The organism is Trichocoleus sp. DQ-U1 (genome assembly GCF_039961925.1).
Lineage (GTDB): Bacteria > Cyanobacteriota > Cyanobacteriia > Cyanobacteriales > FACHB-T130 > FACHB-T130.
This window is the reverse complement of the sequence record NZ_JAMPKB010000045.1, coordinates 17418-30299: the sequence shown is the minus strand read 5'-3', so window position 1 is coordinate 30299 and position 12882 is coordinate 17418. Positions and strand designations below refer to the sequence as shown.

Below are 12882 nucleotides of genomic sequence, written 5' to 3'. Positions count from 1 at the left end.
CGTTGACCCTTTTGCTTTTCTGGGGTCAAAAGGTACACTCTCATTCGCTGTTGTTGGATACCTCTCCCCCAACCCCTCTCCTAGTAGGAGAGGGACAAAGAGCGATTCCCCCGTCCCTTGTAGGGAAGGGGGTTAGGGGATTAGGTTTCCCCGATTCGAGGAGCATTGCATTAGACGTTACCGAACTAACTAATACAACTCAAGTACAACAGGGACGTGAATTTTATGAAACTGGGCAGTTTGTTGAGGCGGTAAGGATTTGGCAACAAGCGGCAAAAACTTTTCAAGCCCAAGGAGATATCCTCAATCAAGCTTCTACGTTGAGCTTCCTGTCCTTAGCTTACCAACAACTCGGACAGTGGACGGAGGCAACGGAAGCGATCGCAAACAGCCTGAAACTATTAGAAGCGAGAAATCCCAACAAAGACCACTTGCCGGTTCTCGCCCAAGCTTTCAACATCCAAGGGCAGCTGCAATTGGCACTCGGACAAGCGGAACAAGCTTTAACAACTTGGGAACAAGCGGCGGCTATTTATACGCAAGCAGGCGACAAGGCGGGAATTACGGGTAGCTTAATTAACCAAAGCTTAGCGCTGCAATCTTTAGGGCGTTATCGTCAAGCGGCGAAGGCATTGACTCAGGTAGAGGAGACGCTGGCGAATCAACCCAATCCGATGAAAGCGATCGCGCTGAGTTCTTTCGGTAACACCCTCCGCGTCGTTGGGGATTTAGAGAAGTCCCGGCAGGTTTTGCAGCAAAGTTTGGATGTCGCCCAGCAACTCAAGTCTCCCCCAGACATTAGTGCAGCGTTCCTGGGTTTAGGAAATACCGCGCGATCGCAACAGGATACGGAAGCAGCTTTAAAGTTTTATCAACAAGCTGAATCAACTGCTCCTTCACCAATGACCCGCAACCAAGCCAAACTCAATCAATTGAGCTTGTTGGTGGAAACGAAGCAATTGAGCGCTGCCAAGGCGTTGGGTTCCCAAATGCAAGCAGAAATTGCGAGTTTTCCCCCCAGTCGAACAGCAGTTTATGCCAAGATTAATTTTGCCCAAAGTTTGACGCGGATCAAACAAGCTGACACGGCAAATACTTCCTCCTGGACAGAAATCGGTCAGGTGTTGGCAAATGCAGTTCAACAAGCCAAAAGTATCCAAGATATCCGGGCAGAAGCTTATGCCTTGGGACATCTCGGCGGACTATACGAACAAACTCAGCAATTGCAGAATGCCCAAGACTTGACTCGGCAAGCTTTACTTCTCGCCCAATCAATTAACGCCTCAGATATTTCCTATCGTTGGCAATGGCAATTAGGACGCTTATTGAAAGCGCAGGGAAAAACCAAAGACGCGATCGCTGCTTACACGGAAGCGGTGAATATTCTCCAATCTCTCCGCAGCGATTTAGTCACCATTAATCCTGACGTTCAGTTTTCTTTTCGAGAGGAAGTTGAGCCTATCTATCGGCAACTGGTCGAGTTGCTATTGCAAACAGAGGGAACTTCACAGCCAAGCCAAGACAATCTCAAACTAGCCCGTAACACGATTGAATCGCTGCAACTTGCTGAACTCGATAATTTCTTTCGCACCGCCTGTTTGCAAGGCAAAACAGTCCAAATCGACCAAGTCATCGATAAAGACGATCCGACCGCCGCAGTCATCTATCCGATTATTTTGGCAGACCGATTAGAAGTCATTCTCAAGTTACCTCAACAACCACTACGCCACTACAAAACTGATATCAACCAGAGTGAAATAGAAAGAATTGTCGGAGAATTGCGAAAGCAACTGACCAAACCGTACACGCTGCGAGAAACTCAAGCTTTATCTAAGCAAGTCTATGATTGGTTGATTTTACCTGCATCGCAGGATCTCGCGAGCAACATTAAAACTTTGGTATTTGTCCTAGATGGTTCCTTGCGAAATATCCCGATGGCTGCACTCTACGACGGTCAACAATACCTTGTCCAAAAGTATGGCGTTGCATTAACTCCAGGGTTGCAGTTACTCGGCCCCAAATCTTTAGAACGGGGAAAAATCAAAGCTTTAACTGCCGGAATTACTGAATCTCGCCAAGGGTTTGCTGCGCTCAACAATGTAACCCTGGAATTAAATCAGATTAAATCTGTAGTGCCCACTACGGTACTGCTCAATCAGGAATTTACCAGTACCGCTTTCCAAAAAGAAATGAATGCGGTTTCCTTCCCAGTCGTACATCTTGCCACTCACGGTCAATTCAGTTCTAAAGCTGAGGAGACATTTATTCTGACTTGGGATAATCGGATTAATGTCAATCAGTTGGATAATTTACTCCGCATTAGAGATACGAACCGACCAACTGCGATCGAATTACTCGTCCTCAGTGCTTGCCAAACCGCTACCGGGGACAAACGGGCGGCTTTAGGACTGGCTGGGGTTGCGGTACGCGCTGGGGCGCGGAGTACCCTCGCGTCTCTATGGTCGCTGGACGATGAGAGTAGCGCCCTTCTGATGAGTCAGTTTTATCAAGAGTTAACCAATACAAAGGAGACGAAAGCGGAAGCACTCCGGTTTGCCCAGCTGTCTCTGTTGCAGAATCCGCGATACCAGCATCCCCGTTACTGGGCACCCTACGTGCTAGTGGGGAATTGGCTATAGTTGCGGGAAGATTTCAAATCTATAGCAATATCTCGTTTGAATGCAGTGGGGAACTATCGGTAATTCACCGAAAAGTATTAAATTTCAAACAAGAACGCGCTTTTTAACCGGCGCATCTTCAAGCTGGCAGTAAGGGCGACTGTAGCAGAGGGGCGACTCTAGAGAGTGCTGAACTAAGAAGTCAGGATCGCTCATCACCTGCTCAGTTGCACCATCGTAGACGACCTGACCCTGACTCAAGACTACCGTGCGATCGCATAACTCCAAGGCTAAATCTAAGTCGTGGGTGGCAATCAGTTGCGTCAGCGGCAAGCTTTTTAACAACTCGATCAACTGGCGACGAGAACGGGGATCTAGCTGAGCCGAGGGTTCGTCAAATACCAACACTTGGGGGTTCATTGCCAGCACGCCTGCGATCGCAATCCGCTTCTTTTCGCCTCCAGATAAATTATCTGTATTCCTCTGTCCATAGCGTTCTGGATCGATATCCACCGCTGCCATCGCCTGAAGCACTCGTGCGGTAAGTTCCTTGTCTCGCAAGCCTTGATTCATCGGACCAAAGGCAACGTCTTCCCAAACTGTGGGCATAAATAACTGATTATCTGGATTCTGAAATACCAGCCCCACAAAATTCCGAATTTTTTGCAAATTCTCCTTTCTGACAGGCCATTCTCCAATGATGATTTCTCCCGCTTCGGGTAAGAGAATCCCATTCAGATGTAACTGCAAAGTGGACTTTCCCGAACCATTGGCTCCGATTAATGCCACTCGTTCCGTTGCTTTAATCGATAAATTAATTCCCCTGAGTGCATGAGTTCCATCAGGGTAGATATAGCTAAGATTTTCGATAAATATTGGATTATGGTGCATAGCAACAATTAAAAATTAAAAATTTTTAGAATAAATAAACCACTTGTCCCAGCAATGCCAAAATTACGGTTAAGGTTAAAGCCACAATGTCGCGGCGTCCGCCCGACGGCACCTTCTCGACAGGCGGTAGTCCTTGATAACCCCGCGACAGCATTGCCTGATAAACCCGCTCCCCCCGCTCATAGGTACGGATAAATAGCGTTCCCATCATGTTGCCAATCACCTGGCGTTGCCAGTGGTTGCTGCCCATCAGGTTGCGAGAGGCTGCTGCCCGACGCATGGCGTTAACCTCCCCAATTAGGACGCTAATGTAGCGATACATGGATGCGAGAATCGCCACCAATAGGGGTGGGGTTCGCAAGGCGACTAATCCATTCAGGAGCGCTGCAACCGAAGTAGTTAAAGTCAGCACATTTAGCATCATCAGCGAAAGCAGCGCTTTGAGGGTCACGCTACCCAAAACCATCAGCCCGACGGTAGTAATCCGTAGCACTCCCCAAGACCACAACACCTCGCCGCCGTCCCGAAACAAAGTGCCTAGCAGTACAACGCCAATAAAAGCAAACTCAACGGCGATTCGCTTCAGCAGGATGCTCCATGTCACCCGACTCAGGAGAACAACGCCTAGCACGCCTAACCCATAGATTGCCCAAGTCCACCAGCGTCCGTTTGGCGTCAGGGCGATCGCAAATACAAGGAGTAGCGTACACAGGATTCGAGTCCGGGGTGCTAATGAGTGCCAGGGAGTTTTGCGATCGCTATCAGCATCTAGTTGAACGGCAATAATGTGCAGCAGCATTCGCTTTACGCTTTAGTTCTTATCTATCCAGGGGGCCATCTGGATTATCTGAGGACGAGGGGACTTCATAGTCTGAGGAAGATGAAACAGAATTGCGAACCACCAACTTCCCAATCCCCCAAGCCAAACCAAATGTTGTTAAGGTTCCAATCAAACCGGCTAAGGGTGTGGCGAGTCCTTCTGGTACGCCTCTGAGGGCATATTCTTCAAAAACAGCGTAAAAGGGGAGTTTTTGGGCGGGTGCTTCTTCGGCTGCTTTATCCTCAAACTTTAGATCCTGAGAAACTCGGTCTAATCCGTCTGGATCTGAGCTAGCGAATGGAGACAAAAAAATTGCAATCAGCAAGGCAACACCCAACCCAGTGATGACAAAAGCCCGGTTGCGTTCCCGCGAGAGGTTGCTACTCATAAACGTTTCATCCCTTCCCTATATAACTAGATGCACGCAGTGCTTAACGCTGTGACAACGAACGAGATGCAGTGGAAACAGCTCGGCGGGGTGGATCGAACAACAGATCGGGACGCGATCGCCATACATAACTCACTGCTACGACGGTAATCAGTGATTCTCCAATGCCGATTAGGACGTGCCAAAATGCCATTGCCCCTACGGCTACCCCAAAGGGCACTGTTCCGGACAAAGCTAGTTGTACTGCTGTCAAAATTGAGGCAATAAACACGCTTGCCCAAGCTGCAATTGCCGTACCCACTAACATTCCCCGCCAGTTATCCCGTCCTAAGGCAAACCGAATTGTTTTGTAGAGGTAGTAACCCGCAAAGGTGCCAATGAGACCCATATTGGTGATGTTGGCTCCTAGTACAGTCAGTCCACCATCTTGAAACAAGACTGCCTGGACGATGAAGACTGCCACCATGACGAGCGATCCCGCCCACGGGCCAAGTAAAACTCCCGCGAGCGTCCCACCCAGCAGGTGCCCGGAGGTGCCCCCTGGAATCGGGAAATTAATCATTTGGGCGGCAAAAATAAAGGCTCCACACACACCCATCAGCGGGACTGCCCGTTCCTGGTAGTCAGCCTGCACTCGATTGAGGGCGAGTGCAATCAGTCCGATGGCGAGTACCCATGTCACGAGGCTAACGGGCAAGCTCAAGAAGCCATCTGGAATGTGCAAGGCTAACTGCGGCTGTATTATCCAGTGCAGTAAGCCAGAGGAGACAATACTAGGGAGCGGGGCTGTAATTATCATTAAAAATTGTCCTTTACTGCCAGATTATTTAATAAATCCAACCCTCTAATAAAACATAAATTTTTCAAAAAAAGCAATGCGATAGGGGGGCATTGAGGATTTTTAAGTTAATCATTGTATGGTGAAGAAATCTGTTACTTTTGGCATAATTTGAAGGAATACTCCTCCTCTCTAAGACTGAGATTCAGAAAATCTGCGATCGCAAGGTGTATAAGCGATCGCATCTGCGCGTCAGGACATTACGAAATCAAAAAATAATGTTGCCGGGGCTACCCTACAACATCATTTCCCCTAATTAGTTCCGCTTAATTTGCCGAGTCTCTGCTGCCCAAAACGCGGATAAATTCCAGGGGTAAGCCGTCGGTATCAGCAATGAAAGCAACTTCGTAGACGCTTGAGCCGATCATTTGCTGAGTTGGCTCTAAAAGTACCTTCAGGGGAAAAAACTGCTCTGGAGAAGTCTGCGCTGCTTCATCAAAGCGTTCTTTTAAAGAATTTAACCAACTCGGCAAATCAGATGCCGTATCAGTGATATCAAAAGACAAATGGTAGTACCCGACGTAATGCTCATCTCCAAAAGCGTCGGGGGCGGGTTTCGGTTGCGGAATCTGGATTAATTCAATGCGTCCGAGACTCCCCTCCATCCAGCAGGCGAGGGTGATCCCGGCGGTGAAGCGTTCGCAGACAGTAAATCCCAGATGTTCATAGAAAGCGATCGCGCGATGAATATTTGCCGTGCGGATCGAAACATGATGCATGATTTTTGTCCTTTGTCATTCGTCTTTAGCCCTTAGTGTTTAGTCCTTCGCGATCGTCTGCCAGTCTTTACCCAATTGACAATAACTAATCACAAATGACCAATGACTAATCACAAATGACTAATCACGAACGAAATTATTCAAACAACCGAAAATAAGGATATCTCACAGGGATACCCGGTTCTTTTTCCAAATCGAAATTAATCACTTCCCAGCAGGGTTCTTCTTCCGGTTCCGGGCTAAATTCCACCGGCAATCCGTACAGCCTGGGTTTCGGCGGATCTGACTGCCCCCGCCAAGGGGTACTGCGTTCCAGATAAGCACTAATTAACTCCCGATAACGACTGGCAATAATGACTCGCGTCGCTCGGTAGCCTTGAGTATACAGCCGGTCTAGGGCTTCGTGAATCTCAAACCGAATCCCATCCGGATGGGTGTGCTGCCGGTACCATTCATCACTCCACCGACGCCAGTGACGCCCAGACTGTAAGTGAATCAGTTCACCAGTCTTCGGATCTGCCTCAAAGGCACCATGACGCGGACACAGATAAGTATCCGTTAGCGTCAAGGCCGGAATCGTTTGGCGGCAATGGGGGCAGTGAATCTCCGGCCCAAAGATCGGGTACTGTAAGCCTGGATTCATCATGGAGTGTGTATCGGCATTCTATGTATCTGTCCAACGGTGCCAGTGGCTTTATTATATCTGTGTAGGTGAAGCTTCGCCCTCACCATAAAGAGTGTGGTTATTTTGTGGAGTCACTGAGCGCATCGTGTGAGTAATTTAAACCCGTTTTACGGTTCCGATAATTCTTATTGGCCTAGCCCCGATCTCTCCTTAGCTGCCTTTGTCGCCCCGAATGCTGTTGTCATGGGTTGGGTAAAGATTGGTGCGGGGGTCAGCATCTGGTTCGGGGCTGTGGTGCGAGGAGATGTAGAACGCATTGAAATTGGAGAACGGACAAATATTCAGGATGGTGCGATTTTGCACGGCGATCCGGGCAAGCCAACCATTGTGGAAGATCATGTAACCATCGGGCATCGCGCTGTGATTCATTCGGCTCATATTGAACGCGGTTGCCTGATTGGCATTGGCGCAGTGGTGCTAGATGGCGTGCGCGTGGGTGCGGGGAGTCTTATCGGTGCTGGCTGTGTGGTGACGAAGGACGTGCCCCCTTTGTCGCTGATGGTGGGGATGCCTGCCAAGCGGGTGCGCGAACTTTCTGAGGCTGAGACGGCAGAACTGATCGAACACGCGAGGCGCTACGAGAAGCTAGCTTTGGTTCATGCAGGCAAGGGGACGGATCTGGGATTTACGACGCCCCATTGATGTCTGGGAAAGTTAGGGAGTTTGGATAAGTCAAGGGATTGTATCAAACTGTCCCCCGATGCCTAAAAATAAAATATGAGAATTGTTCAAAAATCTTTAAGCAATAAGAGAGGAAACTTCAATGGAGTTTGACTGGCGCGTGTTAATCGTTTTGCTGCCAATTATCGCAGCAGCAGGCTGGGCAGGGTTTAATATTCTTCCGTATGCTCTGAAACAAATTCAGGGTTTTCTCAACAGATCCTGAACGAGACGATACAAGTAATTAGCAGTAACCCCCTTGTTCCCCTTAGTCTGAGAGGATCGAGGGGGTTCTTGGTGGAGAAGACTGGACAAGGAGTACCACCTAACCCTACCCCTGCCCCTCCCCGCTCTTCTTGGAGGGTTTCAATATTCTATTCTCCCCTCTCCGTGGAGGTCGAGGGGCTGGGGGTTGAGGTTCCGAGGGATTTTAGCTCCGAATGCTCCGCTGACGCGCCGCTTCGCGAACAGGAGATTGGCAAGCCGAATCGTTGAACGAAGAATATCCGCCCTATCAGTGCGGAGAATGTTATTTCAGAGACAAATCTTCTTGAGCGATCGCGGCACCAGCGGTCCACGGTTTCTTATTGTATTCAAAAGCGCCAATATCTGGTTGCTTCCCTACAAATCCATTGGTGTAAGGAGAAGCGATCGCACCTTTATCTACAGCCGCAGAAGTAGCAGTGAGTTGATAGTCGTGGTTGCTTCTATTTACAAACTGTACATCGGGAACAGTGATTTGACCCGCCGCATCTTTTTCCATGACAATATTGTTTTCCACTGTCATCCCCCCTGCGGACTGGGTATCTTTAAATTCTTTAGCAATATTATTTTTGAGGATAGTGCCTTTCATATTAGATCGAGACGGTTCCCACCAAATCTCTCCATCTACAGTGTTGTTATACACTTGCCTATTTGTATTTAAACAGGGAGTGCCGTGACTGTTAATCGCAATCCCATGCTTGGGAATATTCCACAGAACATTGTGATGCACTACATAGTTAGAACTGTTGCCGTCTAAATAAATTCCCATGCTGCCAAAATAATGCAAACTGGGGTTGTATTCTGCTTGACTATCGTGAATTTTGTTATAGGCAATCTCAGTCCCTTTGCCATCGTGTCCCCATGCCTGCACCGTACCTCCGTCGCTATTTTGCCGCCCCATATTAAATGCTTCGTTGTACATCACCTTGCCCTGCGTCAATTCATTGATGTTGATCGCGCCCGGAGTTCCTAAATCAAATAAGGTGTTGTACATAATTGCATTGACTGCGCCTTTAATATGGATGGCGCTGCTAGTGCCGGAGTAATTTGTATCGTGGATAATAGAATTAGTAATTTTACTCGAATTGCCTTCAATTCTAATTCCCGCTCCTGCCGCATACCTAATTTCGCTATTTTTTACTTCGTTATTATTTCCTCCCAATAAAATAGCTGGCGCTCCTTGGTCGTACCAAAGATGGGGAATCACTGCGAAATTAGAACCATACAAAAGCTTGACTTTATTAATTAAAATATTTGAACTATTATTTGAGTGGATGCCTGCCGCGAAAATATTGATATTTTCTATGCTTATATTAGATTTATTATTAATCTCAAATGCCCATTGCCTTTTTTTGACTTCTACACGGTTGCTTGCAGGATTGCTTCCATCTATCGTCCATAAATATAAATTTCCCGAAGCATCTCTAAACCATTCTTTTGGTGCATCCAAAGCTTCATATTTACCCCAAATATAGTAGTAATTACCCGCTTTTGGAGCATAGCCTAGAGAGTTTGCATAATATTGATAGTCGCTAAAATTAATAGTTTTAGGGGTGTGACTGGTAATCGTGCTGGTATGGGGTGCCCAATTTGGACCAGGAACGTGATTGACTTTGGCGTTATTCCAAAAACTAGTAGGAAAGTCACTTAAAGCTTCATCTAAAATTGTGCCGCTGACTCGTGAATTGTCAGCAGCATTTGGGTTGCTAATTGAACCACCATCAGCGATCGCTTTGTCTTTACTGGTAATTTGTGCTGGGTTTTTGTTAATATTAGGCCATCTAGCCTCGACCATCATTTCATCATTTACAAAAACCTGGTTATTCCCTTCACCTAAATCCCAGTTCATTGTTGCTTTGTAGACTTTTCCACTGGGGTGATTGTGCAGAGTCCAATTAGAAACCGGATCTGCACCGCTAATTGTTACTTGTTCGTTTTGATAAGCTTTAAAAATAATGGGTTTTCCCGCAGTTCCAGAATTAGCGGGGATAACAGTTTCTCGATAAATCCCGCCTTGAATCAAACAGGTATATCCAGCCGTCGCTACACTGGCACACTTTTGGATATTTTGAAAGGGTTTAGACAAAGTTCCTGAATTAGAATCTGCGCCAGAGGGCGATACATAGTAAACTTTTGAGTCTTGTGCAGAAGCTGAACCAGGTAAATTGACTTTGCTACTTATCAAAACTAGGCAGAATACTGTAACAAAAATTGAAAATAACTTCCCAGTAATACAAAAGTTTTTATTTAAATAATTCATCGTGGAAATACCATTTATTGTTTAATAATTCAAGTATTTTTAGCCGAAAATTGTATCAATTTTCGGCTAAAAACTTAGGTCAAAAGCCAGAAAAAAGCAAACTGAACCAATCTCCTTTCTCCCGATAATCGCCTACTAAAAGTGCTTAAATAAACGATTCAGAATAGAGCCTAGTATGCGGTACATCATAGCCCTCTGGAGCTTTACTGAAATCCGTAAAAATTCGGACGATCAAAAAACTTCAGCGTCTCCGGAACGAGAATTTACTGAAGGGTTTTTCTCACTCATTGAAAGTTGGTGGACACGGTAGCGAAGCGGTGTTGCTCTTAGAAAATCGCTCTATTGCAATCATTAGCGAATTGTTAGCGTTGAGGGTAAGGGCGGGTGATAACTGCCTGTACAGCACGTCAGCTGTCAACAGGGACATTTTCAACCCGCCCACGGAAGTCGGCTCTCCCTAAGCTAAAACCTTACTTAGAGGTTCGTCTCCCTACAAGGTTGCAGCTACCCGTTGAGTTTACTTAAAGGGTTCCAGCTGATCAGCACGTAACCAGACATTTGGTGCTGGCACCTGACCAAATTTGACGAGTGCGTAGTCACCCCGCAATTGTACAACTTCACCCTTGGTTTCAAATATGTAGGAAGGGAAGCGCGAGTCGCTAGCTTGAGCTTCCACACTGTTTTCTAATTTTTCTCGCACAGCACGAACCAAATCGCCACTTTTGACTGCCATATTTTTGTTCTGCCCTTGTGTCTAGTTCATCACTATTTTAGTTTCTATGAGGGCGGGAAAATCATCTGAAAGCAAATTTACTTAGAGGATGCCTGAAAAAGTCCTAATTGAGACGCTTAGATGGTGGAGATCCCCCTTGAAAAGAAGGAATTTGAGCTGAATTATCCCCTTTCTAAGGCGGGATAAACAGATAATATCAACTTTTGATACTTTTCAAACATCGTCTAAACGCTCGCTCTTTCAAAGCCAGTTCACGAACGCGGACGTCTATTTGCTCTTTGCGGCTTGTGGTTCAATAACACCCCGAAGCTAGTTTCGTAAATCATTGAGAATTTTTGCACTAATCGAAATAAAATGAGCTAAGTTAATAAATATACTAATACTAAATATAGAAGTACATTTGGTTTGCAAGATTAAAAGTTTTTCTAACTAATTATTTTATTTTAAACTGAACCAAGTTATCTTGGATTATCTCAGTAATCAATAACACTCAAACAGGCAATTAGCAGCTAGTCGCCAGGAAAGGAGTAACTCGGTGAATAAGCCATTAAAACTGAAGTCCCGCATTTTGCTAGGATATTCTGTTCCAATTTTATTGGCAATGGGCGTGGCTGGAGTGGTGCATTACAACATTCACAAAGTCGCTAAAGTTGCGGAAGAGGTCAAATCCATACAAAACAATATTATACAAATAGATGAAATGATTCTTGGAATATCCGTAATGGTACGGAATACTAGAGGTCATGTGGTTTTCCCCAAGGAGAAAAGCTACGAGAAAACCTACGAAGAAGGAATTAAGTTATTTCGAGAAGCATCTAGATTTTTAGAGGGAGAGATTCAAGACCCTCAGCAACGAGAAAATTTGACTAAAATTATTGAGGCGGGTCAGAAAATTGATGAGGCGTCTAGAAAGATATTCAACTTGCTCGATAGCGGTAAGATTGCCGAGGCTGTTGAGTTAACGAAGTCTATACGAATGCTGGGAATTAATGACTGGCGTGAGGATATGCTTAAACAAGCAAATTATCAGTTAGCGGCACAAGCTAAACAACAAGATACTGCGATGTACTGGCTCACGATTGTAGTTTGGCTCGGTGCCGGATTATCCGCAATATTTGCTTTGGGAATTGGTTCGTTAATCGCTTCGCGCATCAGCCAGCAGATTAATGAGATCGTCGATGCGATCGCGCACTCTTCCAGAGCGATCGCTAGCACCGTTGAACAGCAAGAACGCATCGCTGTCTCTCAAGCCAGTTCGGTGAATCAAACCACGACAACGATGGATGAGTTGGGGACTTCTTCCCTGCAATCAGCGCAACAAGCCGCAGCAGCCTCTGCGGGGGCGCGTCAGGCTCTGATATTAGCAGAAGGGGGAACCGAAGCCGTGCAGCAAACTCTGGGAGGGATGGCGATGCTCAGCGAGAAAGTGGCAGCGATCGCAGCTCAAATTCTGCAACTGAACGAACAAACTCATCAAATTAGCAACATTACAAACTTGGTAAGCGATCTCGCGAACCAGACAAATATGCTAGCGCTGAATGCTGCTGTAGAGGCGGTTCGGGCTGGAGAACATGGTAAGGGATTTGCGGTGGTGGCGGGGGAAATTCGGAAACTCGCCGATCAAAGCAAGAAATCCGCGCAAGAAATCAACACCCTCGTCGTTGACATCCAACGCGCGATTAATTCAACCGTGAAAGTGACAGATGAGGGCACGAAGACGGTAGAAGAAGGGGTACAGTTTTCTTATCAGACGGCGGACGCTTTCAAGGGGATGACGAACGCCATCAACCATGTAGTTACAAACAGCCAACAAATTGCCTTGAGTGCCCAACAACAAGCGATCGCGATTCAACAAGTCGTTGATGCCATGAACGTCCTCAACCAGGGAGCAAAAGAAACGGCGAGTGGAATCGGTCAAACCAAAGCAGGCACCCAAAACCTCAACGAAGCAGCCCTAAACCTGAAGTCAATTGTCTAGCTAATTGATAACTCCTTCCCCTGCACCC

12 protein-coding genes are annotated in these 12882 nt (G+C 46.6%); 4 read left to right on the top strand and 8 right to left on the bottom strand.

Annotated features, from left to right (window positions below; genetic code table 11):
• Nucleotides 1-2: 2 nt before the first annotated feature.
• Nucleotides 3-2639, top strand: a complete 2637-nt coding sequence (locus tag NDI34_RS18275; protein WP_242030370.1) for a CHAT domain-containing protein — start codon at nucleotides 3-5, stop codon at nucleotides 2637-2639.
• 84 nt (nucleotides 2640-2723) lie between these two features.
• Here the strand turns inward: NDI34_RS18275 and NDI34_RS18270 are convergent, their stop codons facing one another.
• The 6 genes from NDI34_RS18270 to NDI34_RS18245 all read right to left on the bottom strand — a co-directional run bounded on the left by NDI34_RS18270 (nucleotide 2724) and on the right by NDI34_RS18245 (nucleotide 6920).
• Nucleotides 2724-3509, bottom strand: a complete 786-nt coding sequence (locus NDI34_RS18270) for an ATP-binding cassette domain-containing protein (RefSeq protein WP_190434952.1) — start codon at nucleotides 3507-3509, stop codon at nucleotides 2724-2726.
• Nucleotides 3510-3534: 25 nt separating this feature from the next.
• Nucleotides 3535-4308 (bottom strand): cobalt ECF transporter T component CbiQ, encoded by a 774-nt coding sequence (gene cbiQ, locus NDI34_RS18265; RefSeq protein WP_190529765.1) that lies wholly within the window; start codon nucleotides 4306-4308, stop codon nucleotides 3535-3537.
• Between the two features lie 19 nt (nucleotides 4309-4327).
• A complete protein-coding gene (locus tag NDI34_RS18260) occupies nucleotides 4328-4717 on the bottom strand; it encodes a PDGLE domain-containing protein (RefSeq protein ID WP_190529767.1) in 390 nt (129 codons plus the stop codon).
• Nucleotides 4718-4760: 43 nt separating this feature from the next.
• Nucleotides 4761-5516 carry an energy-coupling factor ABC transporter permease gene (locus tag NDI34_RS18255; RefSeq protein WP_190434947.1) on the bottom strand — a complete coding sequence of 252 codons (756 nt, stop codon included), beginning with the start codon at nucleotides 5514-5516 and terminating at the stop codon, nucleotides 4761-4763.
• A gap of 305 nt (nucleotides 5517-5821) precedes the next feature.
• On the bottom strand, nucleotides 5822-6274 hold the full coding sequence (locus NDI34_RS18250) for a VOC family protein (protein WP_190411033.1): 453 nt from the start codon (nucleotides 6272-6274) through the stop codon (nucleotides 5822-5824).
• A 136-nt stretch (nucleotides 6275-6410) separates the two neighbouring features.
• Nucleotides 6411-6920: a TIGR02652 family protein gene (locus NDI34_RS18245; RefSeq protein WP_190411032.1), complete on the bottom strand. Its 510-nt coding sequence runs from the start codon at nucleotides 6918-6920 to the stop codon at nucleotides 6411-6413.
• A gap of 126 nt (nucleotides 6921-7046) precedes the next feature.
• Here NDI34_RS18245 and NDI34_RS18240 point away from each other — a divergent pair, with 126 nt between their 5' ends.
• Nucleotides 7047-7601 (top strand): gamma carbonic anhydrase family protein, encoded by a 555-nt coding sequence (locus tag NDI34_RS18240; protein WP_190986457.1) that lies wholly within the window; start codon nucleotides 7047-7049, stop codon nucleotides 7599-7601.
• A gap of 121 nt (nucleotides 7602-7722) precedes the next feature.
• The gene (locus tag NDI34_RS18235; RefSeq protein WP_190411030.1) at nucleotides 7723-7845 is read left to right on the top strand and encodes a photosystem II protein Y; all 123 of its coding nucleotides are present in this window, start codon (nucleotides 7723-7725) and stop codon (nucleotides 7843-7845) included.
• A 303-nt stretch (nucleotides 7846-8148) separates the two neighbouring features.
• Here the strand turns inward: NDI34_RS18235 and NDI34_RS18230 are convergent, their stop codons facing one another.
• On the bottom strand, nucleotides 8149-9969 hold the full coding sequence (locus NDI34_RS18230) for a right-handed parallel beta-helix repeat-containing protein (RefSeq protein ID WP_190986459.1): 1821 nt from the start codon (nucleotides 9967-9969) through the stop codon (nucleotides 8149-8151).
• Nucleotides 9970-10660: 691 nt separating this feature from the next.
• Nucleotides 10661-10876 carry an NAD(P)H-quinone oxidoreductase subunit O gene (locus tag NDI34_RS18225; RefSeq protein WP_190411028.1) on the bottom strand — a complete coding sequence of 72 codons (216 nt, stop codon included), beginning with the start codon at nucleotides 10874-10876 and terminating at the stop codon, nucleotides 10661-10663.
• A gap of 535 nt (nucleotides 10877-11411) precedes the next feature.
• Between NDI34_RS18225 and NDI34_RS18220 the strand changes: the two genes are divergently transcribed.
• Nucleotides 11412-12854: a methyl-accepting chemotaxis protein gene (locus NDI34_RS18220; RefSeq protein ID WP_348233399.1), complete on the top strand. Its 1443-nt coding sequence runs from the start codon at nucleotides 11412-11414 to the stop codon at nucleotides 12852-12854.
• Nucleotides 12855-12882 lie beyond the last annotated feature (28 nt).